The organism is Mesorhizobium sp. B2-4-14, from assembly GCF_006442155.1.
Classification (GTDB): domain Bacteria; phylum Pseudomonadota; class Alphaproteobacteria; order Rhizobiales; family Rhizobiaceae; genus Mesorhizobium.
Genome location: NZ_VFVA01000006.1, coordinates 106,398 through 129,409, shown reverse-complemented (window position 1 = coordinate 129,409; position 23,012 = coordinate 106,398). Strand labels below are relative to the sequence as shown.

The following is a 23,012-nucleotide window of genomic DNA, read 5'->3' as shown; positions in this document are numbered from 1 at the left end:
TTGACGCACCCATGCGCCGCCTTTAGCACTTCAGTCCCGCAGGCGCGGGGAAGGGATTCTCTGGCAATGGATTTTGGTGGAGGCGACGAAATTCGCTTCGAACGGTTGGGCAGAGCCGGTGTCGTGACGCTGACACGGCCGCAGGCGCTCAATGCCGTCACCCATCGCATGGTCAAGGCACTGGGCAAGGCGCTGCATGCCTGGGAGCGCGATGACGGCGTGGACGTCGTCGTCATCAAGGCAGAGGGCAGGGCGTTTTCGGCCGGAGGCGATATCCTCCACATCTACGAAGCCGGCCGGGCTGGAAAGCCGCCGGTCGAGTTCTTCGCCGATGAGTATCGGCTGAACGCCCGCATCAACAGCTTCCGCAAACCTTATGTGGCGCTCATCGACGGCATCGTCATGGGGGGCGGCGTCGGCATTTCCTTTCACGGTTCGCACCGGGTGATGACGGAGAATGCCCAGTTCGCCATGCCGGAGGTCGGCATAGGTTTTTTCCCCGATGTCGGCGCCAGCCATTTGCTGCCCGATCTTGGCGGCTCCTTCGGCATGTATCTGGCGCTGACCGGCAACCGCATCCGCTATGGCGATGCGCTGTGGTCGGGTCTGGCCACCCACACCATCAAGGCCGAGGACCAGGTAAGCTTCCTCGACCGGCTGGCGCTGACTGGCGATCCGGAATCGGTGCTGCGCGGTTTCCTTGTTCCGGCGAAGCGGGAGACCGAAAGGCCGATCCTGGGAGCGATATCGCGCCATTTCGCCCAGCCGTCGCTGCAGGATGTCATCGACAGCCTGGACCGCGCGGCAAGCACCGACGAATTCGCGGCAAAGACGCTGGCGACGATCCGCACGCGCTCGCCGACCAGCCTTCGCGTCGCCTGGCGGCAAATCAGCGCCGGGCTGACATTGTCGATGGACGACTGCATGAAGATGGAGTTCCGTATCGTCAACCGCATGCTTGCCGGCCACGATTTCTACGAAGGCATCCGCGCCGCCATCATCGACAAGGGATCGAAACCGCAATGGCGGCCGCCAAGTCTTGACGCGGTCCGTGAGGCCGATATCGATGCCTATTTCGCCCCGCTCGGTGAACGGGAGCTCCTGACATGAGCGAAGTGACGTCGAGACGCGTCGTGCTTCAGCCCTCGACGGTCGAGGTGATCTTCGCCTGGTTCCAGCGCGTCATCGCGGGCTACTGCCTGCTCTTCGGCATACTGTACTGGATCAAGCTGATCGGCTTCTATCCAGGCTCGCTGTGGCGCTTCGATCTCATGCCGGTGCACTGGCAGGTGGCGACGGTGATGCTCGCCGTGTTTTTTCCCTTCGCCGCCGCGGGGCTGTGGATGCTGGCCTCCTGGGGCCCGGTGATCTGGTTCATCTGCGCGGTCACCGAGACCGTCATGTATGCCGGTTTTCCCGAGCTTTTCGGCCATCGGCTGCTGATCGTCGTCTCGCATGCGGCGGTGGCGCTGCTCTACATCGTCTTTCGCGTCGTCATCTACCTGCAGAAACGCCCCGTACGGCACTAAGCCTTTGCGGCCATTGATGACTTGGCGGCCGCCTGAATCCAGCCCCGCGATCATTGCCTAAATCTTTAGGTTAATCATCCTTGCTCGGGTGACCGTTCGTTAAGCCTCTTTCGAAACCTCTTACCGGTAAGCTCTTGTTAGCCCTAGCGTTTAAGTCGAATTTTATGAGTATTCGATAGTGTCGCGATCAAGGTGAAAAACAAAAAATCACCAGGGCGACAAACGAGAGGCAAAGACAATGATCAATTCGCGTCCGGCGGCGAAGACCGCCAACGTATCCGACGATCGCCGCGAGGCTATCCGTTCCCTGTACATGGAATCGCTGCAGCTGGTCGAGCGGCTGCACCGCCGTCTGCTTGACGTGATCAAGGACGAATTTGACCGCAACGGCCGTTCCGACATCAATGCCATCCAGGCGCTGCTGCTCTTCAACATCGGCAATTCCGAGCTGACCGCCGGCGAGTTGCGCTCGCGTGGCTACTATCTCGGCTCGAACGTGTCCTACAATCTGAAGAAGCTGGTCGATCTCGGCTTCATCAACCACCAGCGCTCGCGCATCGACCGCCGTTCGGTCCGCGTTTCTTTGACGCCGAAGGGCAACGAGGTGGCGGATGTGGTCGCCGGCCTCTATGAGCGCCATGTCGGCTCGATCGAACAGGTCGGCGGCATCAATACCGACGAGTTCAAGCAGATGAACCGCGCCCTGCAGCGGCTCGACCGCTTCTGGAACGACACCATCGCCTACCGGATGTAAGGCGCCACACAGATCTGGCCCGCGCCAAAGAAGCGCGGCCGAAACAGCGACCTCCAGTCAGGGCCGGTGCCGAAAAGCACCGGTCCCTTTCTTTTCAGAGCGAAGGCCGGTCCGATTTGGGCGCAAGGCCACGTTGCCGCCATATTCCAGTGGAACCGAGGATCGCAGTGATGCAGTGGTGAAGGCCTTGCGTCCACCCGCAACCGTGTCGCGCTCGTGCGTTTATCGCCAACGTGATACGGACCATGGTTGGCTAATTGTTAAGATTGCCAATTTTAGAGTGCGGGCGAGATCGCCCGATGATCAACGCAGCAAAGTGATCGAACCGCTACAAAAATGTCTGGAACGTCCATGATAACCAGCCGCCGTTTTTTCCTTTCCGGAGCATCGTTGCTCGCTGCCGCCATGGTGGCCGGGCGTGCGAATGCGCAGGATGTGATCGGGGATATCTTGAAATCCTCGGCGCGCGGCAATTGGGACGACCAGTTCGATGCCCGCGCCAGCGAAGGCGGCAAGGTGGCCTCGACGTTGCCGATTTTCAGCCCGCAGACGGTCGCCTTCACCGAGCAGGCCGTCGCGCAGTATCAGAACATCGTTGGCCAGGGTGGATGGCAGCCGGTGCCGGACACCAAGAAGCTGCAGCTCGGCGTCGACGACCCGGATGTGGTGCCGCTGCGCAAGCGCCTGATGATTGCGGGCGACCTGTCGCAGAATGCCGGCATCTCGACGGCTTTCGATTCCTATGTCGACTCGGCGGTGAAGCGCTTCCAGCTGCGCCACGGCCTTCCCGCCGATGGCTCGATGGGCAAGTACACCTATGCCGCGATGAACGTTTCGGCGCAGATCCGGCTTGGCCAGTTGCAGACCAATCTGCAAAGGCTGAAGGAGAAGGCCGGCACACTCGGCAATCGTTACGTGCTGGTCGACATTCCTGCGGCTCAGATCGAGGCGGTCGAGAATGACCGTGTCGTGCTTCGCCACACGGCAATCGTCGGCAAGATCGATCGCCAGACGCCGATCGTCAACTCCAAGATCAACGAGATCATCGTCAATCCGTACTGGAACGCGCCGGTGTCGATCGTGCGCAAGGACATCATTCCGCTGATGCGGAAGGATCCCAACTATCTGAAGAACAGCCATATCCGCCTGTTCGCGCCGGATGGCAGCGAAGTCGATCCGATGAATGTGGACTGGTCGACGGATGATGCGGCCAAGTACCGGTTCCGCCAGGATCCGGGCTCGGAAAACGCCATGGCTTCGGTGAAGATCAATTTCCCCAGCCCGGATGGCGTCTATATGCATGACACGCCGCAGCAGAGCCTGTTCGGCAAGATGATGCGCTTCGATTCCTCGGGCTGCGTGCGCGTCCAGAATGTGCGCGACCTCGTCACCTGGATCCTGCGCGACACGCCCGGCTGGGACCGCCAGCATTTCGAGGCGGCGATCAAGACCGGCCAGAACACGCCGATCCAGGTCACCAATCCGGTGCCGGTACACTTCCTCTATCTCTCGGCATGGTCGACGGGACCCGGCGTCGTGCAGTTCCGCGACGATATCTACGCGCTTGACGGTGCCAGCGAGCTGCAGATCACCTCTTCGCTCTAAGTGATTGATAATTTCACGGAAGGCCGCCTTCGAGGCGGCCTTTTGTTTTGCCGAGGACGTGTTCAAATCAGTCTCTAGTCGACCAGCCGCACTGCCGCCTTGATGCGGTTGACGGTCATTGCCGCGCGGCGCCTTGTCTGGACGCGAGACCGACGATTGCGCATGGTTCGTGAAACAGCCGGAATCGCGCCATGCAAGCCGCTATCTTTGTCCTCCTGGTGCTCGTCTTCGTCGCCGTTTCCGGCGCATTGGTGCGCCTGGTGCGCGTGCCGCTGCCGGTGCTGCAGATCGCGATAGGCGCCGCGCTTGCCTGGCCGGTGCGCGGCATCCATATCGAGATCGATCCGGAACTGTTCCTGCTGGTGTTCATTCCGCCGCTGCTGTTCAGCGATGCCTTTGGTGCGCCCAAGCGCGAGCTGGTGGCATTGCGCTGGCCGATCCTTGCCCTTGCCATAGGCCTCGTCTTCTTCACCATCGTCGGCTTCGGCTATGCCTTGCACTGGCTGGTGCCCAGCATCCCGCTGGTCGTTGCATTCGCTCTTGCCGCGGTGCTGTCGCCGACGGACGCGGTGGCTGTCTCCTCGATCGTCGACAGGAACGTCGTTCCGGCGCGGCTGATGCACATTCTGGAAGGCGAGTCGCTGCTCAACGACGCGTCGGGTCTGGTCATGTTCCGCTTTGCCGTCGCAGCAGCGCTTACCGGCAGTTTTTCCCTGGCCGCTGCCTCACTGAGTTTTCTCTATGCGGTGGTGGTCGGTATCCTGGCCGGGGTGGCGGCATTGTTCATCGCCGCCAAGGCGCTGCAACTGCTTGACCGCATCGGCGGCGTGCCGGCCGAGGCGCAGGTGCTGATCACCATCCTGCTCCCCTTCGTCGCCTATCTCGGCGCCGAGCACTTCGAGGCCTCGGGCGTCCTAGCCGCCGTGACCGCTGGCCTCTTGACCGGGAGCACCGGCATATTCCGCTTTCTCGGTGTCTCGGCGCGCATGCAGACGATCTCGCTGTGGACGACGTTTTCCTTCGTCTTCAACGGCGCGCTGTTCATTGTGCTCGGCCTGCAGCTTCCCGAAATTATCCGCAAGGTGCCGCCGGAGCTCACCGGCCACTATCCCGCCATCCAGCCGGTACTGACCGTGGTTGCGCTAACCCTGTGCCTGATCGCGATCCGTTTCGTCTGGATCTGGATCGGCGATATCGCGGCGGCGCTCGCCGCACGGCTCGGCAAGCGCAAGGCCGAACCGTTCGGCCTGCGCGTGCGGCTCGCGGGATCGGTGGCCGGCGTGCGCGGCGCCATCACATTGGCCGGCATATTGTCGCTGCCATTGACCTTGCAGGATGGTTCGCCATTCCCCGCGCGGGACCTGGTCATCTTTCTCGCCGCCGGCGTTATCATCTGCTCCCTGGTCATCGCCAGCCTTGCCCTGCCGGTTATCGCACACGGGCTGGTGGAGCCAGGCGAAGACACCGGCGCTGCCGAGGAACGCATGGCGCGTGTCGGCGCGGCGAAGGCGGCAATCGCCCGTCTTGAGAGCATCGTGCAGACGGATGAAGAGGGAGGCGGTGTGCCTGGCGCCAGGCTTGCCGCCGCCAACGGCATTGTCGCTGCCTACCGGCGACGTATCGCTGCGTCCGACGAGGCCGACGAAGCGCGCGCCGAAGTGCGGGAGGCAGGCAGGCTGGAGGTCGACCTGAGGCTCGCCGGCATCGCCGCCGAGCGTGACGCCTTGCGCGCCATGCTTCGCCGCGGCGAGATCAACGACCACACAGCGCAAGCGCTGTTCACCGAGACCACGCTTACGGAAGCTCTTTTGAACGGCAGGCAGATGCGGAAGTAGGACTGGCGACGCCCAGGTGCCGTGGATTCGCAGCCTCTGGCGCAAACCGGCCAGCAAATTTCGCGCTGCAAACGTGGCGGGTTGAAAACAACTGTGTTAATGGCGCGGCGAACTCAATGCATGTCGCCCAAAAGTGTGCAGCGGTTTGGGACAACGACATGCTCAAAACAAAAACTGACCTCGAACCCTGGGGAATTCAGGCCATGGCAACAGCAGCGGCAGCGTCGAACAAATTCGAATCCTTCTTCGAAACCACGCTGGAAGATGCCGATCCGGAGATTTTCGGCGCCATCCGCAACGAACTCGGTCGCCAGCGCCACGAGATCGAACTGATCGCCTCGGAAAACATCGTCTCGCGCGCCGTGCTCGAGGCGCAGGGGTCGATCATGACCAACAAATATGCCGAGGGCTATCCGGGCAAGCGCTATTATGGCGGCTGCCAGTTCGTCGACGTCGCCGAGGAATTGGCCATCGAACGGGCGAAAAAGCTGTTCGGCTGCAACTTCGCCAATGTCCAGCCGAACTCGGGCAGCCAGATGAACCAGGCGGTGTTCCTGGCGCTGCTGCATCCTGGCGACACTTTTATGGGCCTCGATCTCAATTCCGGCGGCCATCTCACCCACGGTTCGCCGGTCAACATGAGCGGCAAGTGGTTCAAGGTTGTGTCGTATGGCGTGCGCAAGGACGACCATCTGCTCGACATGGACGCGATCGAAAAGACCGCGCATGAGACCAAGCCGAAGCTGATCCTGGCCGGCGGCACCGCCTATTCGCGCATCTGGGACTGGAAGCGTTTCCGCGAGATCGCCGATGCGGTCGGCGCCTATCTGATGGTCGACATGGCGCACATTGCGGGCCTCGTCGCCGGTGGCGTGCATCCCTCGCCACTGCCGCACGCGCATGTGGTGACCACCACCACGCACAAGTCGCTGCGCGGCCCACGCGGCGGCATGATCCTGTGCAACGACGAAGACATTGCCAAGAAGATGAATTCGGCGGTGTTCCCCGGCCTGCAGGGCGGTCCGCTGATGCATGTCATCGCCGCCAAGGCAGTGGCCTTCGGCGAGGCGCTGAAGCCGAGCTTCAAGGTCTATGCCGAGAGCGTGGCCGCCAACGCCAAGGCGCTGGCCTCCAGCCTCAAGGAAACGGGTCTCGACATCGTTTCCGGCGGCACCGACAACCATCTGATGCTGGTCGACCTGCGTCCCAAGAACGCCACCGGCAAGCGGGCCGAGGCAGCCCTTGGCCGCGCCAACATCACCTGCAACAAGAACGGCATCCCGTTCGATCCGGAAAAGCCCTTCGTCACCTCGGGCGTGCGGCTGGGCACACCCGCCGGCACCACGCGCGGCTTCGGCCAGGCCGAGTTCCGGGAGGTCGGTAAGCTGATCGCAGAAGTGCTCGATGGCCTCAAGGTCGCCAATTCCGACGAGGGCAATGCCGCGGTCGAGGCGGCGGTCAAGGCCAAGGTGGTGGCGCTGACCGATCGCTTCCCGCTCTATCCTTATCTCGGTTGACCGGACGCGTAGCGTCATCTTTTATCCGCCGTGGTGCATCACCCTCGATCGGGTGATGCATGGAACCGGAGAATTGATGATGCGCGATTTTCGTTCTGGCTTGCTCGGCGTTGTCGGCTGGCTGGCCGTTTGCGGCGCCGCTTTGGCGCAGACCCAGCCCGCCCCGGACATGCCTGCCACCAGCACCTTCGGCCGATGGACAACCCTCGTCGATGCGCTCGACACCGGCCAGGATGCTCGCAAGACCTGCGCGGCTTCGACGGCGTTCTTCGATGCGAGTGGCAATTCGGGCACGCTGACATTGTCGATTTCGACCGGCGATGCCCTGCCACCTGACGCTTATCCGGCCGTAATGCTGACCATCGACAATCGCAACCTGCCGACCGGCGATAAGATCGCGGCGACTTTCGGCGACCCCGGCGTCAAGGTTTCGGCTACGGTCTCTTCCAGCGATGCCGTCAACGGCCGCCCGAGCTGGACGGTCGACAATCAGGCCAAGACCAGTCTCGCGCTGCTGCGTGCCATGCGCCAGGCCACCTCGCTCGATGTGGCTTTCGGCAAGGAGGCAGTCGCCAGCATCCCGATGGACGGCTTCACCAAGGCCTACCGCAATCTCGGAACATCTTGCGGCTTTCCAACCAAGGACGTCGCGCCGTGATGCGGACGGCCGGGTGGGAGTGGGGGCTGCGAATGAGCCTTGCATGGAGGGTGTGGTCGGCGGGCTGGTTGCCGCGCTGGCAATCTTGCTTGCGCCTCGCTATCTCTGATGCGGCAGGCCGTCGAAGAAACGGAACTGCTTCAATCCCGACCGGAAAGGCTCTAAGCCTTTCGCCTCATCAGATTCGCGAACCCGAGGCTTTTTATGCGCTGTCCCTATTGCCAGTCCGAAGATACGCAGGTGAAGGATTCGCGCCCCGCCGAGGATGGCGCGGCGATCCGCAGGCGGCGTGTCTGCCCCGACTGCGGTGGCCGTTTCACCACCTTCGAACGCGTGCAATTGCGCGATCTGGTCGTGGTCAAGAAATCAGGCCGGAAAGTGCCGTTCGACCGCGACAAGCTGTTACGCTCGGTCGAGATCGCGGTGCGCAAGCGCAATGTCGATCCTGAACGCATCGACCGTGCGGTGACCGGCATCGTGCGCCAGCTCGAAAGTTCGGGCGAGACGGAAGTGGCTTCCGGCGAGGTCGGCCGGCTAGTCATGGAAGCGCTGAAGTCGCTCGACGACGTCGCCTATGTCCGCTTCGCTTCGGTCTACCGCAATTTTCGCGAGGCCAAGGACTTCCATGAACTGCTGGGTGAACTGAAGGGTGACGAAGACAAGAGCGAAGAGGACGCCGGCTGACCATGGCAGCACCGCAACGCAGCGAGGCCGAACAAGCGGCCCTTGATCGCCGTTTCATGGCCGCCGCTCTGCGGCTTTCGCGCCGGAATGCGGGCAGGACCTCGACCAATCCTTCCGTGGGCACGCTGGTCGTGCGCGATGACGGCGCGGGGCCGATGATCGTCGGCACCGGCGTCACCGCGATCGGCGGCCGCCCGCATGCCGAGACCGAGGCGCTGGCCGAGGCAGGCGAATTGGCGCGCGGCGCCACCGCTTATGTGACACTGGAACCCTGCGCCCATCACGGCCGCACGCCGCCTTGCGCCAATGCGCTGGTCAATGCCGGCATCGCGCGGGTCGTTGGCGCGGCGAGCGATCCCGATCCGCGCGTTTCCGGCAAGGGCTACGCCATTCTGCGCGCCGCCGATGTCGAGGTGGTCGAAAAGGTACTGGCGGCGGAAGCCGCCGAGCAGATGGCAGGCTATCTCATTCGCTCGCTCAACAAGCGTCCGGAAGTGACTCTTAAGCTTGCGCTTTCCAGCGATGGCAAGATCGGCAGGGAAGGCGCCGGTCAGGTCGCGATAACAGGCGATATTGCGCGCCGCGAAGTCTACATGATGCGGGCCGAGGCCGACGCCATCCTGGTCGGTATCGGCACGGCGCTGGAGGATGATCCGGCGCTGACCGTGCGTTTGCCGGGGCTGGAGAATCGCTCGCCGGCTCGTATCGTCCTCGATCGTCAGATCAGGCTCCCGGAGAGCTCGAAACTGGTCTCGGGCGTGGATCGCGTGCCGCTCTACGTCGCCGCTTGCCTGGAGGCCGATCCGCGGCGCCGGGCGACGCTCGAACGTGCCGGTGTGCGCTTCATCGGCACCGAAACGCATCAGGGTGGCGTCGCGTTACCGGAACTGCTGGAAGATCTGGCGGCGCTCGGCATGGCTACCGTGCTGGTCGAGGGTGGCGCCAAGGTAGCCAGCGCTTTCCTGGCGGATGGATTGGTCGATCGCATCGTGCTGTTCCAGGGGCCGGAAGCGATTGGCGAGGACGGCATTGCATCGCCCCTCGACGCTGACCATATCCCGGCTGGCTTTCGCAAGTTGCGCGAGATGCAGTTCGGCGAAGACAGCTACGCCGAGTGGATAAGGGATTTCTGATGTTTACCGGAATTGTCACTGATGTGGGCGCGGTTGCCGTCGTGAAACCGCTCAGCGAAGGCGTCGGCTTACGCATCGATACTGCTTATGACCCCGAGACCATCGCCATCGGTGCCTCGATCTCCTGCGGCGGTGTCTGTCTGACGGTCACGGCCTTGCCCGACAGCGGCTCGAACGCGCGCTGGTTCGAGGTCGAAGCGTGGGAAGAAGCCTTGCGGCTGACCACGGCCTCGGGCTGGAAAACAGGCACGCGGATCAATCTGGAGCGGGCGCTGAAGATCGGCGACGAGCTGGGCGGCCACATCGTATCTGGCCATGTCGACGGCACCGCCGAGATCGTCGAGCGCAAGGACGAAGGCGACGCCGTGCGCTTCACGCTGGAAGCGCCGCGCCATCTGGCGAAGTTCATCGCGCCGAAAGGCTCCATCGCGCTCGACGGCACCTCGCTCACCGTCAACAAGGTCGATGGCACCCGCTTCGACGTGCTGTTGATCCACCATTCGCTGACCGTCACCACCTGGGGCGAGCGCAAAATCGGCGACCACGTCAATCTTGAAATCGACACCATGGCCCGCTACGCGGCGCGGCTGGCGGAAGCGGCCAAAGAGGGGCTATGAACGTCGCCGGCCTGACCCTCTACCTCGACTTAATCGGATTTAATCGCTACGATTAAATCTGATTGTGAGGTTAGATGGACACAAAAGTAATCACCGCTCACGTTCCGCTGCCGCTGGCGGAAAAAGTAGACCAACTGGCTGCTCGCCTTGAGCGCCCGCGCGGCTGGATTGTCAAACAAGCTCTTTCTGCGTGGGTGGATTTGGAGGAGGAGCGCCAACGGCTCACGCTTGAAGCACTGGCCGATGTGGACGCAGGACGGGTCATCGATCACCAGGCCGTGCAGGCATGGGCTGAGAGTCTTGGCACCGAAAAGCCGCTGCCGGTGCCACGCTGATGGAGTTGAAATGGACCAGTAAGGCTTTGTCCGATCTGGTCCGGCTCCATGACTTCTAGCGCCGGCAAATGGTCCGGCTGCCGCACGAGCCGTACAGTCGCTTGCCGCCGCGCCGGCACGGCTGGTTGAGTATCCACGCATAGGTGAGAGACTGGAAGAGTTCGAACCACGCGAGGTGCGCCGCATTTTGGTAGGCAGCTACGAAATTCGTTACGAAATACAGAGCACGACAATCTTCGTGTTGCGCCTATGGCATACGCGGGAGGATCGATAGAGCAGGCGTCCATCGAGCAATCTTCTGCTTGCGATCACCCCGGCTTCGGCCTAAGTCACCGGCAACCCCCCGGAGATATCTATGGCTGGCACATCCCAACACGGCAGAGCCTTCATTCGTCCGAAGGCGAAGGCGCATCTGCTCATCGTCGAAGCGCGCTTTCACGACGATCTTGCCGACGCGCTGCTGGAAGGCGCGACAAGCGCGCTCGATGAAGCGGACGCAACCTATGACGTTGTCACCGTTCCCGGCTCGCTGGAGATTCCCGCGGTGATCACCTTCGCGCTGGACGGTGCCGCCGAGGGCGGCACGCACTATGACGGCTTCGTTGCGCTCGGCACCATCATCCGCGGCGATACCTATCATTTCGACATCGTCGCCAATGAATCCAGCCGCGCGCTCATGGACCTGTCCGTGCAGGACTCCGTCTGTGTCGGCAACGGTATCCTGACCACCGAGAATGACGCGCAGGCGTGGACCCGGGCAAAGCGCTCGGAAGGCGACAAGGGTGGTTTCGCCGCGCGTGCGGCATTGACGATGATTGCCCTCAAGGAACAACTGGGAGCGCGATCGTGAGCGAACCTGCTTCACCCGGCCAGCCCGCGGCACGCCAGGCCAACAAGCGCGGCGCTGCTCGGCTCGCCGCCGTGCAGGCTCTCTACCAGATGGACGTGGCCGGTAGTGGTGTCTTCGAGATCACTGCCGAATATGAGGCGTTTCGCCTCGGCAAGGAAGTCGACGGCGCGCTCTATCGCGAGGCCGACGCGCAATGGTTTCGCGCCATCCTTACGGGGGTCGTCGAGAATCAGAAGACCATCGATCCGATCATCCGCCAGGCGCTGACGGATGACTGGCCGTTGTCCAGGCTCGATTCGACGCTTCGCGCCATGCTGCGTGCCGGCGTCTATGAGTTGATGAAGCGCGAGGATGTGCCCGTCGCCGTCATCGTCACCGAATATGTCGACATCGCCAAGGCCTTCTACGAGGAAGACGAACCGAAGCTGGTCAATGCCGTGCTCGACCGCGTATCGCGCCGGGTGCGCGGCGAGGGACGTGGCAAGGACGCATCGTGACGGCCATCGCTGTCGAGACGGGCAGGGAAGGGCGACGCACCGCGTTGATCCTCGCCGCCTCGCAGGCGGTTATCGGATCGGCGGCACCCATCGCCATCTCCATGGGGGCGCTGGCCGGGCAATATCTGCTCGGCGCCGACAAATCACTGGCGACAGCGCCAATCACCGGCTTCAACCTTGGCGTGGCGCTCGGCGCTTTGCCCGCCGCGGCTATTATCCGCCGGATGGGCCAGCGCGGCGGCTTCATGACCGGGACCGTCGTCACCGCGCTTGGTGGCCTGATAGCGACACTGGCGCTTTTCCACGGCAGTTTCTGGATTTTCGCGTTCGCGCTGCTCGTGATCGGCACCGGTGGTGCCTTCGTCCAGCAGTTCCGCTTCGCCGCCGCCGATAACGCACCGCCGGAGTTCAAGGCACGCGCCATTTCCTTCGTGCTGGCCGGCGGCATCGTCACCGCCATCCTTGGGCCGCAAATTGTCATCTTCACCCGCGAATTGTTCGCGCCGGTGATGTTTGCCGGTTCGTTTGCATCCATCCTTGTGCTGGCGGCCGTCGGCGCCGCGATCCTGTCGCTGCTGAGATTGCCGGCAAAGACCGCCGCCAAGGTCGATGTTGCCGACAGCGATGCCAGGCCATTGGTCGAAATCATCACGAAGCCGCGCTTTATCGCCGCGCTGTCTTGCGAGGTCGGCAGTTACGCGCTGATGAGCTTCGTCATGACTGGCGCGCCACTGGCCATGGTCGGCTGCGGCCTGTCGGAGGATAATGCGACGCTCGGCATTTCCTGGCATGTCATGGCGATGTTCGCGCCGAGCTTTTTTACCGGCTCGCTGATTCATCGCTTCGGCGCCGAGCGCATCGTGGCGGCAGGTCTGGTCCTGCTCATCGGCTGCGCCATCGTCGCCTTGTCGGGCTTGGCGCTATGGCAATTCTGGACGGCGCTGATCCTGCTCGGGCTTGGCTGGAATTTCAGTTTCATCGGCGCCACCGCCATGGTCGCGGCCAGTTACCGGCCCTCTGAAAAGAGCAAGGTGCAGGGTTTCCACGATTTCGTCCTATTCGGCTCGGTCGCCTGCGCGTCGCTGCTCTCGGGCATGGTCTACAACGCCTGGGGTTGGACGATGCTCAACTGGATGATCTTTCCGGTTACAGTGCTGTGCTTCGTCGCGCTCGGTGCGCTCAAGCTGACGAATTCACGCAAGGCCAACGCCTGGTCCAGATCGCTGTCGCCCTGACAGGATGCTGTCGGCATGCTTCGGGTCGAACGCGCCGCGCCGAACAAAAATATTGCGCCTGTGCCTGTTGTTATGAAACCGTATGCCCCGACGGGCCGTTCGAGCCATGCTCATATTCGGCTGCCGAATCTCGGTGGATAACAAGGGGTTTTCAAAATGTTTTCAGTCAAGATTTTGGCCAGCGCGGCATTGGCTCTGGCCGTCACGGCGGCTTCTGCCAGTGCACAGGTGGTTGTCTCCTCCAAGATCGACACCGAGGGCGGCGTGCTGGGCAACATTATCCAGCTCGTTCTCAACGCCAACAACATCAAGACCACGGACCGCATCCAGCTCGGCGGCACGCCGGTGGTGCGCAAAGCGATCACCGCCGGCGAGATTGACATCTATCCCGAATACACCGGCAACGCGGCTTTCTTCTTCGAAAAGGCGGACGACCCGGTATGGAAGGATGCCGCCAAGGCCTATGAGACGGCCAAGAAACTTGACTATGACGCTAACAAGATCGTCTGGCTGTCGCCTGCGCCGGCCAACAACACCTGGGCGATCGCGCTGCGCAAGGAAGTGGCCGACAGCAACAAGCTCGCCACGCTTTCCGACTTCGGCAAATATGTTGCCGGCGGCGGCCAGGTTGTGTTGGCGGCTTCGGCCGAGTTCGTCAACTCGGCCGCGGCCCTGCCGGCCTTCCAGACCACCTATGGCTTCACGCTGAAACCGGAGCAACTGATCACGCTGTCGGGCGGCGATACGGCGGCGACCATTGCCGCGGCCGCCAACCAGACCAGCGGCGCCAACGCCGCCATGGTCTACGGCACCGACGGCGGCATCGCGCCGTCGGGCCTCGTCGTGCTCAATGACGACAAGGGTGTGCAGCCGGTTTATCAGCCGGCGCCGATCATCCGCGAATCCGTGCTCAAGGAACATCCGGAGATCGAGACGCTGCTGAAGCCGGTCTTCGCCAAGCTCGACCTCGTCACGCTGCAGGAACTGAACGGCCGCGTGCAGGTCGGCGGCGAGCCGGTCAAGGGCGTCGCCGAGGACTTCCTGAAGAAGAACGGGTTCTTGAAGTAAAAGCCTGCCTTGAAGAGCGCGATGCCGGTGCGAGGCACCCCCCTCTGTCCTCTCGGATATCTCCCCCTCAAGGAGGGAGATTGGCGGTTGCTGCGCCCCGCTTCCTTCTCCCACCGCGGTGATTGGCGAAGGCGCTCGGCAAAGCTGATCTCGCCCCTTGAGGGGGAGATGGCCGGCAGGCCAGAGGGGGGCGCCTCGCGCAAACGCGCGTCATGACCCTGCGCTTCGACAAGCTCGGCGTGGTCATAGCCGTGATCGTCGCCTATGCAGCTCTGCTCGCGCCCTTCGCAGCCTTCCGTGCCAACCGCATCGTTCCCGGCCAGGCGCGATCGATCCTCGAGGCTCTGCCGCCAACGACCGGATTGTTGCTGCTCGCCATCATCGTCGCCGCGGCGCTCATCGCACTGTTCAGGACGCCGCTTATGCTGCGCCTTGCCGCCAGCGTGGCGGCACTTGCCGCACTTGCGCTGCTGATCGGCGTCGCCGGCACATTTCTGACGCCGGCCGGCAACACCTTTGCCAGGGTGTCGCCGGCCTCCGGTTTCTGGATTCTCATCTTCGCCTTCACGCTTTTGCTGGCGGACGTGCTGACGCGCCTCAACTTGTCGCCATTGGCTCGTGTCGGCGTCCTGGCCGCGGCTGCCATGGCCATTGGCCTGCTTTTGACATCGGGAAATTGGAACGATCTTTCCATCCTCAAGGAATACGCCAACCGCGCCGACAGTTTCTGGGCCGAAGGCTCCAAGCACGTCACGCTGGCGCTGGGTTCGCTGGCCGCCGCCGTCATCGTCGGCCTGCCGCTCGGCATCCTGTGCCATCGTGTTGAACGGTTGCGCGCCGGCGTGCTCAACGTCCTCAACATCATCCAGACCATCCCTTCGATCGCGCTGTTCGGGCTGCTGATCGCGCCGCTCGGCTGGGTGGCCACGCATGTGCCGGGGGCTGCCGTGCTCGGCATTCGCGGCATCGGCACGGCGCCCGCTTTCGTCGCGCTGTTCCTCTATTCACTGCTGCCGGTGGTGGCCAACACGCTGGTCGGGCTCGCCGGCGTGCCGCGTGCCGCCAACGACGCGGCGCGCGGCATGGGCATGACCGATCGCCAGCGCCTGTTCGGCGTCGAGTTTCCGCTGGCCTTTCCGGTCATCCTCACCGGCATCCGCATCGTACTGGTACAGAATATCGGGCTTGCCACGATCGCCGCGCTTATCGGTGGCGGCGGCTTTGGCGTGTTCGTCTTCCAGGGCGTCGGCCAGACGGCGATGGACCTGGTGCTGCTTGGCGCGGTGCCGACGGTGGCTTTGGCCTTCGCCGCCGCTATCATCCTCGACGCGGCGATCGAAATGACTGCCACCAAGCGCAGGGTTGAAACGGCATGATCCAGATCGAAGGCATTACCAAGCGCTATGATACGACAACGGTGGTCGACGACGTATCGATGGTCATCGAGCCGCGCACCATTGCCGTCATTGTCGGCACCTCAGGCTCCGGCAAGACGACGCTGCTTCGCATGATCAACCGGCTGGTGGAACCAACCGCCGGCGTGATCAAGCTCGACGGCGCCGACAATCGCTCGGTGCCAGGTTACGAACTGCGCCGCAGCATCGGCTACGCCATCCAGGGCCACGGCCTGTTTCCGCATCGCACCGTGGCGCAGAACATCGCCACGGTGCCGGTGCTGCTTGGCTGGGACAAGGCACGCATCAAGACCCGCGTTGATGAACTGATGACGCTTTACCAGCTTGACCCCCGGGAATTCGGGCCGCGCTATCCGCATGAATTGTCCGGTGGCCAACAGCAGCGCGTCGGCGTGGCCCGCGCGCTTGCCGCCGAGCCCAACGTGCTGTTGATGGACGAGCCGTTCGGCGCGCTCGACCCGATCATCCGCACCAAGGCGCAGGAGGATCTGCTGGCGATCCAGAAGCGCTTCGGCACCACCATCATCCTCGTCACCCACGACATGGAGGAAGCCGTGCACATGGGCGACAAGATCGCCGTCATGGATGCCGGCAAGCTCGTGCAATACGCCAAGCCCGCCGAGATCCTGGCAAACCCGGCCAGCAGCTTCGTCGAGACCTTGGTCGGTGCAAGCGAAAGGCCGTTCAGGCTGCTGTCGCTCGGACGGGTGCGTGATGCGGTGGAGAACGGCACCGCCGATGGCGAAGCGATCCCCGGCGATGCCAGCCAGCGCGATGCGCTGGCCGAACTCCTGTGGTCGGGCCGGCCGGCGCTGCCAGTAAAGGGCGCCGACGGCAAGCCGCTTGGCCGTGTCACCGTGGACGGGCTGGTCAAGCGGGCGGCGAGGCCGGCATGAAAGCCTGGCTGCCTCTGCTGCTCAGGCTTGTGCTGGTGGTGTTGCTCGTGGCCTTCGTCACCAGCCCAGGCTGGTTCGAGCCGCTGCTGAAGCCGCTGACCGAGAACAACGCTCCCGCGATCTACAATCAGGGCAGCTTGCTGACGTTGACGCTGCTGCATTTGCGCACCGTGCTGATCGCCACTGTCGCCGCGACCATCGTCGCGGTGGCTTTGGCCATCCTTGTCACCAGGCCGGCTGGTGCCGAATTCCTGCCGCTGTCGCGCAGCCTAGTCAATATCGGCCAGACTTTTCCGCCGGTGGCGGTGCTGGCGCTCGCCGTGCCGGCGGTCGGTTTCGGCGAGAAGCCGACGCTGATCGCCCTGTTTCTCTACGGCCTGCTGCCGATCTTCGAGAACGCGCTGACCGGACTGACGACGCTGCCGGCCAACGTCGTCGAGGCGGCGCGCGGCGCCGGCATGACCGGGTGGCAAAGACTCACCAAGGTCGAACTGCCGCTCAGCGCACCGATCATCCTGGGCGGCATCAGGCTCTCGGTGGTCATCAGCCTGGCCACCGCCACGATCGGCTCGACGGTGGCCGCCAGGACGCTGGGCGAGGTGATCATCGCCGGCCTGTTGTCCAATAACCTTGCTTTCATCCTGCAGGGCGGCCTGATCGTGGCGGCCCTGGCCGTGCTGATCTATGACGGGCTGTCGGCGGTTGAGCGTTACGCAGCGCGACGCATGGGCAGGGACGTCGAGTAGCGCGCCTCATCGCCGGGATCGATTTCAATCGATCTAACCGCAAGGCGAGTAGGGCGCACACTGTCCAGTACGGACGTTTTGGGCGAAAGCCGGGCAAAAACCGAACAATATCTTGACGTTCGCAGCCCTGTTTCGCATACAGCGCAGCGAAGAGGTGGATTCCGTGCGCGGAATCCGGTCTTGTCTCAACGGCCCAGGGAGGGGTTCTTTTGGGCCAGCAATCGAGGAAAATTCGGCAATGACCATACTTTACGCCGTCATCGCCTGCGGCCTGCTTTCTGTCCTCTACGCCATCTGGGCGACACGTTCGGTCCTCGCGTCCGATCAGGGCAATGCACGCATGCAGGAAATCTCCGCCGCCATTCGCGAAGGCGCGCAGGCCTATCTGGCGCGCCAGTACACCACCATCGCCATCGTCGGCGTGGTGGTGCTTCTGCTCGCCTGGTGGCTGCTTTCGATCACCGCTGCCATCGGCTTCCTGATCGGCGCCGTTCTGTCTGGCGCCGCCGGCTTCATCGGCATGCATGTTTCGGTGCGCGCCAATGTGCGCACGGCGCAGGCGGCATCCAACAGCCTCGCCGCCGGCCTCGACATAGCCTTCAAGTCGGGTGCCATCACCGGCATGCTGGTTGCCGGTCTGGCGCTGCTCGGCGTCTCCATCTACTACCTTATCCTCACCCATTTCATGGGCCTTCAGCCAAACGACCGCGTCGTCATCGACTCTCTGGTCGCGCTTGGCTTCGGCGCCTCGCTGATCTCGATCTTCGCCCGTCTCGGCGGCGGCATCTTCACCAAGGGTGCTGATGTCGGCGGCGATCTGGTCGGCAAGGTCGAAGCCGGGATTCCGGAAGACGATCCGCGCAATCCGGCCACCATCGCCGACAATGTCGGCGACAATGTCGGCGACTGCGCCGGTATGGCCGCCGACCTGTTCGAGACCTATGCGGTCACGGTCGTCGCCACCATGGTTCTCGCAGCCATCTTCTTCGGCGGCACCGCCGTGCTCGGTGCGGCGATGCTCTATCCGCTGGCTATCTGCGGCGCCTGCATTCTGACCTCGATCGTCGGCACCTTCTTCGTCAAGCTCGGCTCCAACGGCTCGATCATGGGTGCGCTCTACAAGGGCCTGATCGTCACCGGCCTGCTGTCGATCGTTGGCCTGGGAATTGCCACCTCGGCAACCGTCGGCTGGGGCGAAGTCGGCACCGTTGCCGGGATCACCATCACCGGCAAGAACCTGTTCATCTGCGGCCTGATCGGCCTCGTGGTGACCGGTTTGATCGTGGTGATCACCGAATACTACACCGGCACCAACAAGCGCCCGGTCAATTCGATCGCCCAGGCGTCGGTGACCGGCCACGGCACCAACGTCATCCAGGGCCTCGCGGTGTCGCTGGAATCGACGGCGCTGCCGGCCATCGTCATCGTCGGCGGCATCATCGCCACCTACCAGCTCGGTGGCCTCTTCGGCACGGCGATCGCCGTCACCACCATGCTCGGCCTTGCCGGCATGATCGTGGCGCTCGACGCCTTCGGCCCGGTCACCGACAATGCCGGCGGTATCGCCGAAATGGCAGGCCTGCCCAAGGAAGTGCGCCATTCCACCGATGCACTCGACGCGGTCGGCAACACCACCAAGGCGGTGACCAAGGGCTATGCCATCGGTTCGGCCGGCCTCGGCGCGCTGGTGCTGTTCGCTGCCTACTCGAACGATCTGAGGTTCTTTGCCGCCAATGGCGACAAATATCCCTACTTCCAGGGCATGGGCGAGATCTCCTTCGACCTCTCCAATCCCTACGTCGTCGCCGGTCTGATCTTTGGTGGCCTGATCCCGTATCTGTTCGGCGGCATCGCCATGACTGCCGTCGGTCGTGCCGCGGGCTCGATCGTCGAGGAAGTACGCAAGCAGTTCCGCGAAGATCCGGGCATCATGGCCGGCACCTCCAAGCCGAACTATGCCCGCGCGGTCGATCTCCTGACCAAGGCGGCGATCCGGGAAATGATCATCCCCTCGCTGCTGCCGGTTCTGGCGCCGCTTGTCGTCTATTTCGGCGTGCTTTTGATCTCTGGCTCGAAGGCGTCCGCTTTCGCGGCACTTGGCGCCTCGCTGCTCGGCGTTATCGTCAACGGCCTGTTCGTGGCCATCTCGATGACTTCGGGCGGCGGCGCCTGGGACAATGCGAAGAAATCGTTCGAGGACGGTTTCACCGACAAGGACGGCGTCAAGCATCTCAAGGGCTCCGATGCGCACAAGGCCTCGGTGACCGGCGACACGGTCGGCGATCCCTACAAGGACACCGCGGGTCCTGCGGTCAACCCGGCGATCAAGATCACCAACATCGTGGCGCTCCTGCTGCTTGCGGTGCTCGCGCACGGCTGAGCAAGAGCTGTTGAAAAAGCGAAACCCGCGGGGAGCGATCTCCACGGGTTTCGTTTGGTTGGGATCGGGCACGGTGCTTCGGCCGCCATCCGGCTTGGCTCCATTGCTCTCGGTACGCTTGCGGTAGCGGGCCAGGGATGCCGCATGCGGCCAGAATCCGGCGTTTCAGATAGGTGGATTTCTTCAGGGGTCGAAAGTCCTCGGCCGCGGCAAGAATTTCCACGCGCAGGACGCCCCATCACTGACAAGTCGGCCTGTCCGGGGCCAAACAAAAACCCGTGAGATCGCTCCCACGGGTTTTTGGTCGCCTGAGATACTGCTGCTTTCCCGGGGGAAGCAGTGACTGAAGATCAGGGGGTGCCGCCGCCGGGGATGCCGGGCGCCAGCTTGCTGGCGCCGTTGATAATCTGGCTGAGGAAGTTCTGGTCCTTGCCGCCAGTGGGCGTGGTGCGCGAGATGAAGTCGAAGATCTTGCCGTCCTTCAGGCCGTAATTGGCGATCTGGGTGACGCGGCCGTCCGCGCCGAAATAGACCGCCAGCACATGCTGGTCGACCAAGTGCGGCTTGTCGAACGCGACATAGCGCTTGCGCGTCTGCGAGATGTAGTAGAACGCCTCATTGTCGAAAGTCGCCGTGGTCGACGGCGTGCCAAGCGCCAGCAGCACCTGCTCGCGGCTGGAGCCGACCGGTACCGAATCGACCGCCTGCTGGTCGATGACATACCCTTGCGTCAGCGTCTCGCTTGGATTGAGATCGCCGATCATCTTGTTCGTGTGGCATGCCGATAGCGCCGAAGCCATAAGCAGCAGCGAGATCGCGCCGGCGGGCCTGGAAGTGAAGGTCGACTTGAAATTCAGCGCGCGCAACAACAATTCTCCATTACATCGCCGCAACTTGCGCTGGGCCGCAAAACCGGTAAACCAGCTTGCTTGCCGATGCAACAAGGCCAATTCAACAAACGGTCCCCGGAGACCATCCCCATGTTCCAGCGCCTTTTTGGCCGTGAACGCCACACCAACCGCGCCATCACCGACGCGCTCTACGCACAAATCGTGGCGGCGGCGCGGCAGACTGCATTTTATTCCCACTGGAGTGTGCCGGACACGCCGCTTGGCCGTTTCGAGATGCTTTCGCTGCACATGTTCCTGTTCCAGCATCGGCTCCGTGGCGAGAACGGCGTGGCGCAGGAGATCGCGCAGGTGCTGATCGACGAGTTCTTCCTCGACGTCGATCATTCGCTGCGGGAACTGGGCATTGGCGATGTCGGCGTGCCGAAGCGCATGAAGAAACTGGCCAAGATGTTTTATGGCCGCACGGCCGCCTATGATGATGCGCTGGAAAGAAACGATCATGACGGGCTGACCGCGGCACTTATTCGCAACGTCCGGCCCGATGCCGACACCTGGCCGGAAGCATCGCAATTGGCCGGCTATGTCGCCGGTGCCTGCAAGGCACTGGCAGCGCAGCCGTCCGAATCAATCGTTTCCGGGACGGTGACATTTCCGCTGGCCAGGGAGGTCGATCGATGAAACATGCTAAGCCGCAAAGCCCGGTTTCCTTTTTCGCGAATATCGCCCGGCTGCCGCAGAAAGGGCTGCCCGTGGTGATCGAGGCCGACGCCGCGCAGCGCGCAGCCCTTGCCGAAGAGCACGGGCTGCTGTCTGTCGAAGCCTATCGCGCGGAACTCCTGGTCGCCTCCTGGAAGCGCAATGGCGTGAAGGTCAGCGGCCGTGTCGAGGCCGACATCACGCAGGCCTGCATCGTCACGCTCGATCCCGTCGCGGCGCATATCGACGAACCGGTCGAGGCGCTGCTGCTCCCCGAGGACTCTAAGCTTGGACGGCAGGGGTTTGAAGGCGGTGGCGAGATTCTGCTCGATGCGGATGGGCCCGACAGTCCCGAAACATTTTCCGGCGACACTATCGATGTCGGCGCCCTCGCCGAGCAGTTCTTCGGTTTGGCGATCGACCCCTATCCGCGCAAGCCGGGCGCGTCCCTGGACGCCGGTGGCGACACCGAACCGGAGGAGAACGAATTTCAGCAAAAACTGCGATCCTTGCTGGGAAAATCCTGAAAACCTCGCCCGCGACGGAAAAGTCGGTTGTGTGAAAACCCAAAACCGCTATTTTCGCCAAACCTTTGCGATCACTAAAGCGACCTGCCGCCTAACCGTGAGATGAATACCGCGTGATCAGGATTTCCATCGATGCCATGGGCGGCGATCACGGACCAGCCGTGGTCATTCCGGCGCTCATGACGGTCGCGACCCGCCGCCCAGACATCCGTTTCGTCATCTACGGGCGTGAGGACGTGGTGCGTCCTGAACTGGCCAAGTTTCCCAAACTGGCCGAGGTGAGCGAATTCTTCCACTGTGAGGTCGCGGTCAGGATGGACGACAAACCAAGCCAGGCGCTGCGCCATGGCCGCTGGAAATCGTCGATGTGGAAGGCGGTCGAGGCGGTCAAATCGGGCACTGCGGACGCTTGTATCTCGGCAGGCAACACCGGCGCGCTGATGGCGATGTCGAAATTCTGCCTGCGCACCATGGCCACCATAGATCGTCCGGCGATCGCGGCCTTGTGGCCGACATTACGTGGCGAAAGCGTGGTCCTCGACGTTGGCGCCACCATCGGCGCCGATGCGCACCAGCTCATTGATTTTGCCATTCTCGGCACCGGCATGGCGCGCTCCGTATTCGGCATTGCCCGGCCGACCGTCGGCTTGCTCAACGTCGGCGTGGAAGAGATCAAGGGCCAGGAAGAGGTCAAGGAAGCGGGACGCATGCTGCGCGAGGCCAACATGGCCTCGATGAATTATCATGGCTTTGTCGAAGGCGACGATATCGGCAAGGGTACGGTCGACGTGGTGGTGACGGAGGGCTTCGCCGGCAACATCGCGCTGAAGACGGCGGAAGGCACCGCCCGCCAGATCGCGGGTTATCTGCGCGCCGCCATGAGCCGCACCCTGATGGCCAGGATCGGCTATGTCTTCGCCAAGGGCGCTTTCGATCGCCTGCGCGAGAAGATGGATGTCGGCCGCTCCAACGGCGGCGTGTTCCTGGGACTGAACGGCATCGTCGTCAAAAGCCATGGCGGTGCTGATTCGGACGGTTTTGCCGCGGCGATCGAGCTCGGCTACGACATGGTGCGCAACAATCTGCTCGACCGCATCGAGGCCGACCTGGATCTGTTTCATGCGCGCAACCCGCATGCCCTGTCATATCGGAAATCCGACGTCGTTAGCGACGCGAAGGAATAG

The 23,012-nt window shown here is 63.0% G+C and carries 23 protein-coding genes and 1 pseudogene; 23 read left to right on the top strand and 1 reads right to left on the bottom strand.

All coding sequences use genetic code 11. The annotated features are described in order from the left end of the window. Window positions 1–66 precede the first annotated feature (66 nt). The 20 genes and pseudogenes from FJ938_RS08160 to FJ938_RS08060 all read left to right on the top strand — a co-directional run bounded on the left by FJ938_RS08160 (window position 67) and on the right by FJ938_RS08060 (window position 19,754). A complete protein-coding gene (locus FJ938_RS08160; RefSeq protein ID WP_140692688.1) occupies window positions 67–1,110 on the top strand; it encodes an enoyl-CoA hydratase/isomerase family protein in 1,044 nt (347 codons plus the stop codon). After that, a complete protein-coding gene (locus tag FJ938_RS08155) occupies window positions 1,107–1,529 on the top strand; it encodes a DUF6163 family protein (protein ID WP_140609986.1) in 423 nt (140 codons plus the stop codon). The genes FJ938_RS08160 and FJ938_RS08155 overlap by 4 nt, the downstream gene beginning before the upstream one ends. 238 nt (window positions 1,530–1,767) lie before the next feature. After that, on the top strand, window positions 1,768–2,283 hold the full coding sequence (locus FJ938_RS08150) for a winged helix DNA-binding protein (protein ID WP_013896002.1): 516 nt from the start codon (window positions 1,768–1,770) through the stop codon (window positions 2,281–2,283). A gap of 351 nt (window positions 2,284–2,634) precedes the next feature. Beyond that, the gene (locus FJ938_RS08145) at window positions 2,635–3,888 is read left to right on the top strand and encodes a murein L,D-transpeptidase (RefSeq protein WP_140692685.1); all 1,254 of its coding nucleotides are present in this window, start codon (window positions 2,635–2,637) and stop codon (window positions 3,886–3,888) included. A 191-nt stretch (window positions 3,889–4,079) separates the two neighbouring features. Next, window positions 4,080–5,723: a Na+/H+ antiporter gene (locus FJ938_RS08140; RefSeq protein WP_140692682.1), complete on the top strand. Its 1,644-nt coding sequence runs from the start codon at window positions 4,080–4,082 to the stop codon at window positions 5,721–5,723. 203 nt (window positions 5,724–5,926) lie between these two features. Next, window positions 5,927–7,240: a serine hydroxymethyltransferase gene (glyA, locus tag FJ938_RS08135; RefSeq protein ID WP_140692679.1), complete on the top strand. Its 1,314-nt coding sequence runs from the start codon at window positions 5,927–5,929 to the stop codon at window positions 7,238–7,240. Window positions 7,241–7,319: 79 nt separating this feature from the next. Continuing rightward, the gene (locus FJ938_RS08130) at window positions 7,320–7,898 is read left to right on the top strand and encodes a hypothetical protein (protein ID WP_181165597.1); all 579 of its coding nucleotides are present in this window, start codon (window positions 7,320–7,322) and stop codon (window positions 7,896–7,898) included. A gap of 204 nt (window positions 7,899–8,102) precedes the next feature. Then, complete coding sequence (gene nrdR / locus FJ938_RS08125; RefSeq protein ID WP_010915593.1) at window positions 8,103–8,582, top strand: transcriptional regulator NrdR; 480 nt, start codon at window positions 8,103–8,105, stop codon at window positions 8,580–8,582. Window positions 8,583–8,584: 2 nt separating this feature from the next. Then, the gene (gene ribD, locus FJ938_RS08120) at window positions 8,585–9,715 is read left to right on the top strand and encodes a bifunctional diaminohydroxyphosphoribosylaminopyrimidine deaminase/5-amino-6-(5-phosphoribosylamino)uracil reductase RibD (protein ID WP_140692676.1); all 1,131 of its coding nucleotides are present in this window, start codon (window positions 8,585–8,587) and stop codon (window positions 9,713–9,715) included. Then, a complete protein-coding gene (locus tag FJ938_RS08115; protein ID WP_140692673.1) occupies window positions 9,715–10,332 on the top strand; it encodes a riboflavin synthase in 618 nt (205 codons plus the stop codon). The genes ribD and FJ938_RS08115 overlap by 1 nt, the downstream gene beginning before the upstream one ends. A 74-nt stretch (window positions 10,333–10,406) precedes the next feature. Beyond that, window positions 10,407–10,667: a ribbon-helix-helix domain-containing protein gene (locus tag FJ938_RS08110; protein WP_140692671.1), complete on the top strand. Its 261-nt coding sequence runs from the start codon at window positions 10,407–10,409 to the stop codon at window positions 10,665–10,667. Further along, a pseudogene (locus FJ938_RS08105) lies at window positions 10,667–10,941 on the top strand (type II toxin-antitoxin system RelE/ParE family toxin). The gene FJ938_RS08110 and the pseudogene FJ938_RS08105 overlap by 1 nt, the downstream one beginning before the upstream one ends. Window positions 10,942–11,022: 81 nt before the next feature. Continuing rightward, window positions 11,023–11,517 (top strand): 6,7-dimethyl-8-ribityllumazine synthase, encoded by a 495-nt coding sequence (gene ribH / locus FJ938_RS08100; protein ID WP_140609994.1) that lies wholly within the window; start codon window positions 11,023–11,025, stop codon window positions 11,515–11,517. Beyond that, window positions 11,514–12,014, top strand: coding sequence for a transcription antitermination factor NusB (nusB, locus tag FJ938_RS08095; RefSeq protein WP_140692668.1), 501 nt, complete (start codon window positions 11,514–11,516; stop codon window positions 12,012–12,014). The genes ribH and nusB overlap by 4 nt, the downstream gene beginning before the upstream one ends. Further along, window positions 12,011–13,249 carry an MFS transporter gene (locus FJ938_RS08090; RefSeq protein WP_140692666.1) on the top strand — a complete coding sequence of 413 codons (1,239 nt, stop codon included), beginning with the start codon at window positions 12,011–12,013 and terminating at the stop codon, window positions 13,247–13,249. The genes nusB and FJ938_RS08090 overlap by 4 nt, the downstream gene beginning before the upstream one ends. 156 nt (window positions 13,250–13,405) lie before the next feature. Then, complete coding sequence (locus FJ938_RS08085; RefSeq protein ID WP_140692663.1) at window positions 13,406–14,317, top strand: ABC transporter substrate-binding protein; 912 nt, start codon at window positions 13,406–13,408, stop codon at window positions 14,315–14,317. 212 nt (window positions 14,318–14,529) lie between these two features. Then, complete coding sequence (locus FJ938_RS08075; protein WP_140692660.1) at window positions 14,530–15,693, top strand: ABC transporter permease; 1,164 nt, start codon at window positions 14,530–14,532, stop codon at window positions 15,691–15,693. Next, a complete protein-coding gene (locus FJ938_RS08070; RefSeq protein ID WP_140692657.1) occupies window positions 15,690–16,628 on the top strand; it encodes an ABC transporter ATP-binding protein in 939 nt (312 codons plus the stop codon). The genes FJ938_RS08075 and FJ938_RS08070 overlap by 4 nt, the downstream gene beginning before the upstream one ends. Beyond that, a complete protein-coding gene (locus tag FJ938_RS08065; protein WP_140692654.1) occupies window positions 16,625–17,374 on the top strand; it encodes an ABC transporter permease in 750 nt (249 codons plus the stop codon). Before FJ938_RS08070 ends, FJ938_RS08065 begins: the two co-directional genes overlap by 4 nt. Window positions 17,375–17,612: 238 nt before the next feature. After that, window positions 17,613–19,754 (top strand): sodium-translocating pyrophosphatase, encoded by a 2,142-nt coding sequence (locus FJ938_RS08060; protein WP_140692651.1) that lies wholly within the window; start codon window positions 17,613–17,615, stop codon window positions 19,752–19,754. Window positions 19,755–20,104: 350 nt separating this feature from the next. On the opposite strand, the gene FJ938_RS08055 is transcribed toward FJ938_RS08060, so the two are convergent. Next, window positions 20,105–20,620: an outer membrane protein assembly factor BamE gene (locus FJ938_RS08055; RefSeq protein WP_140692648.1), complete on the bottom strand. Its 516-nt coding sequence runs from the start codon at window positions 20,618–20,620 to the stop codon at window positions 20,105–20,107. Window positions 20,621–20,734: 114 nt separating this feature from the next. Here FJ938_RS08055 and FJ938_RS08050 point away from each other — a divergent pair, with 114 nt between their 5' ends. From FJ938_RS08050 to plsX, 3 genes are all read left to right on the top strand, one after another. Then, window positions 20,735–21,283: a ubiquinol-cytochrome C chaperone family protein gene (locus FJ938_RS08050; RefSeq protein WP_140692645.1), complete on the top strand. Its 549-nt coding sequence runs from the start codon at window positions 20,735–20,737 to the stop codon at window positions 21,281–21,283. Then, the gene (locus FJ938_RS08045) at window positions 21,280–21,828 is read left to right on the top strand and encodes a DUF177 domain-containing protein (protein ID WP_140692642.1); all 549 of its coding nucleotides are present in this window, start codon (window positions 21,280–21,282) and stop codon (window positions 21,826–21,828) included. The genes FJ938_RS08050 and FJ938_RS08045 overlap by 4 nt, the downstream gene beginning before the upstream one ends. A gap of 113 nt (window positions 21,829–21,941) precedes the next feature. After that, window positions 21,942–23,012: a phosphate acyltransferase PlsX gene (plsX, locus tag FJ938_RS08040; RefSeq protein WP_140609551.1), complete on the top strand. Its 1,071-nt coding sequence runs from the start codon at window positions 21,942–21,944 to the stop codon at window positions 23,010–23,012.

Bases quoted from the DNA above. Each gene is read 5' to 3' on its own strand.
- FJ938_RS08160 (WP_140692688.1), top strand. From the start codon at position 67: ATGGATTTTGGTGGAGGCGACGAAATTCGCTTCGAACGGTTGGGCAGA.
- FJ938_RS08155 (WP_140609986.1), top strand. From the start codon at position 1,107: ATGAGCGAAGTGACGTCGAGACGCGTCGTGCTTCAGCCCTCGACGGTC.
- FJ938_RS08150 (WP_013896002.1), top strand. From the start codon at position 1,768: ATGATCAATTCGCGTCCGGCGGCGAAGACCGCCAACGTATCCGACGAT.
- FJ938_RS08145 (WP_140692685.1), top strand. From the start codon at position 2,635: ATGATAACCAGCCGCCGTTTTTTCCTTTCCGGAGCATCGTTGCTCGCT.
- FJ938_RS08140 (WP_140692682.1), top strand. From the start codon at position 4,080: ATGCAAGCCGCTATCTTTGTCCTCCTGGTGCTCGTCTTCGTCGCCGTT.
- glyA (WP_140692679.1), top strand. From the start codon at position 5,927: ATGGCAACAGCAGCGGCAGCGTCGAACAAATTCGAATCCTTCTTCGAA.
- FJ938_RS08130 (WP_181165597.1), top strand. From the start codon at position 7,320: ATGCGCGATTTTCGTTCTGGCTTGCTCGGCGTTGTCGGCTGGCTGGCC.
- nrdR (WP_010915593.1), top strand. From the start codon at position 8,103: ATGCGCTGTCCCTATTGCCAGTCCGAAGATACGCAGGTGAAGGATTCG.
- ribD (WP_140692676.1), top strand. From the start codon at position 8,585: ATGGCAGCACCGCAACGCAGCGAGGCCGAACAAGCGGCCCTTGATCGC.
- FJ938_RS08115 (WP_140692673.1), top strand. From the start codon at position 9,715: ATGTTTACCGGAATTGTCACTGATGTGGGCGCGGTTGCCGTCGTGAAA.
- FJ938_RS08110 (WP_140692671.1), top strand. From the start codon at position 10,407: ATGGACACAAAAGTAATCACCGCTCACGTTCCGCTGCCGCTGGCGGAA.
- ribH (WP_140609994.1), top strand. From the start codon at position 11,023: ATGGCTGGCACATCCCAACACGGCAGAGCCTTCATTCGTCCGAAGGCG.
- FJ938_RS08085 (WP_140692663.1), top strand. From the start codon at position 13,406: ATGTTTTCAGTCAAGATTTTGGCCAGCGCGGCATTGGCTCTGGCCGTC.
- FJ938_RS08075 (WP_140692660.1), top strand. From the start codon at position 14,530: ATGACCCTGCGCTTCGACAAGCTCGGCGTGGTCATAGCCGTGATCGTC.
- FJ938_RS08070 (WP_140692657.1), top strand. From the start codon at position 15,690: ATGATCCAGATCGAAGGCATTACCAAGCGCTATGATACGACAACGGTG.
- FJ938_RS08065 (WP_140692654.1), top strand. From the start codon at position 16,625: ATGAAAGCCTGGCTGCCTCTGCTGCTCAGGCTTGTGCTGGTGGTGTTG.
- FJ938_RS08060 (WP_140692651.1), top strand. From the start codon at position 17,613: ATGACCATACTTTACGCCGTCATCGCCTGCGGCCTGCTTTCTGTCCTC.
- FJ938_RS08050 (WP_140692645.1), top strand. From the start codon at position 20,735: ATGTTCCAGCGCCTTTTTGGCCGTGAACGCCACACCAACCGCGCCATC.
- FJ938_RS08045 (WP_140692642.1), top strand. From the start codon at position 21,280: ATGAAACATGCTAAGCCGCAAAGCCCGGTTTCCTTTTTCGCGAATATC.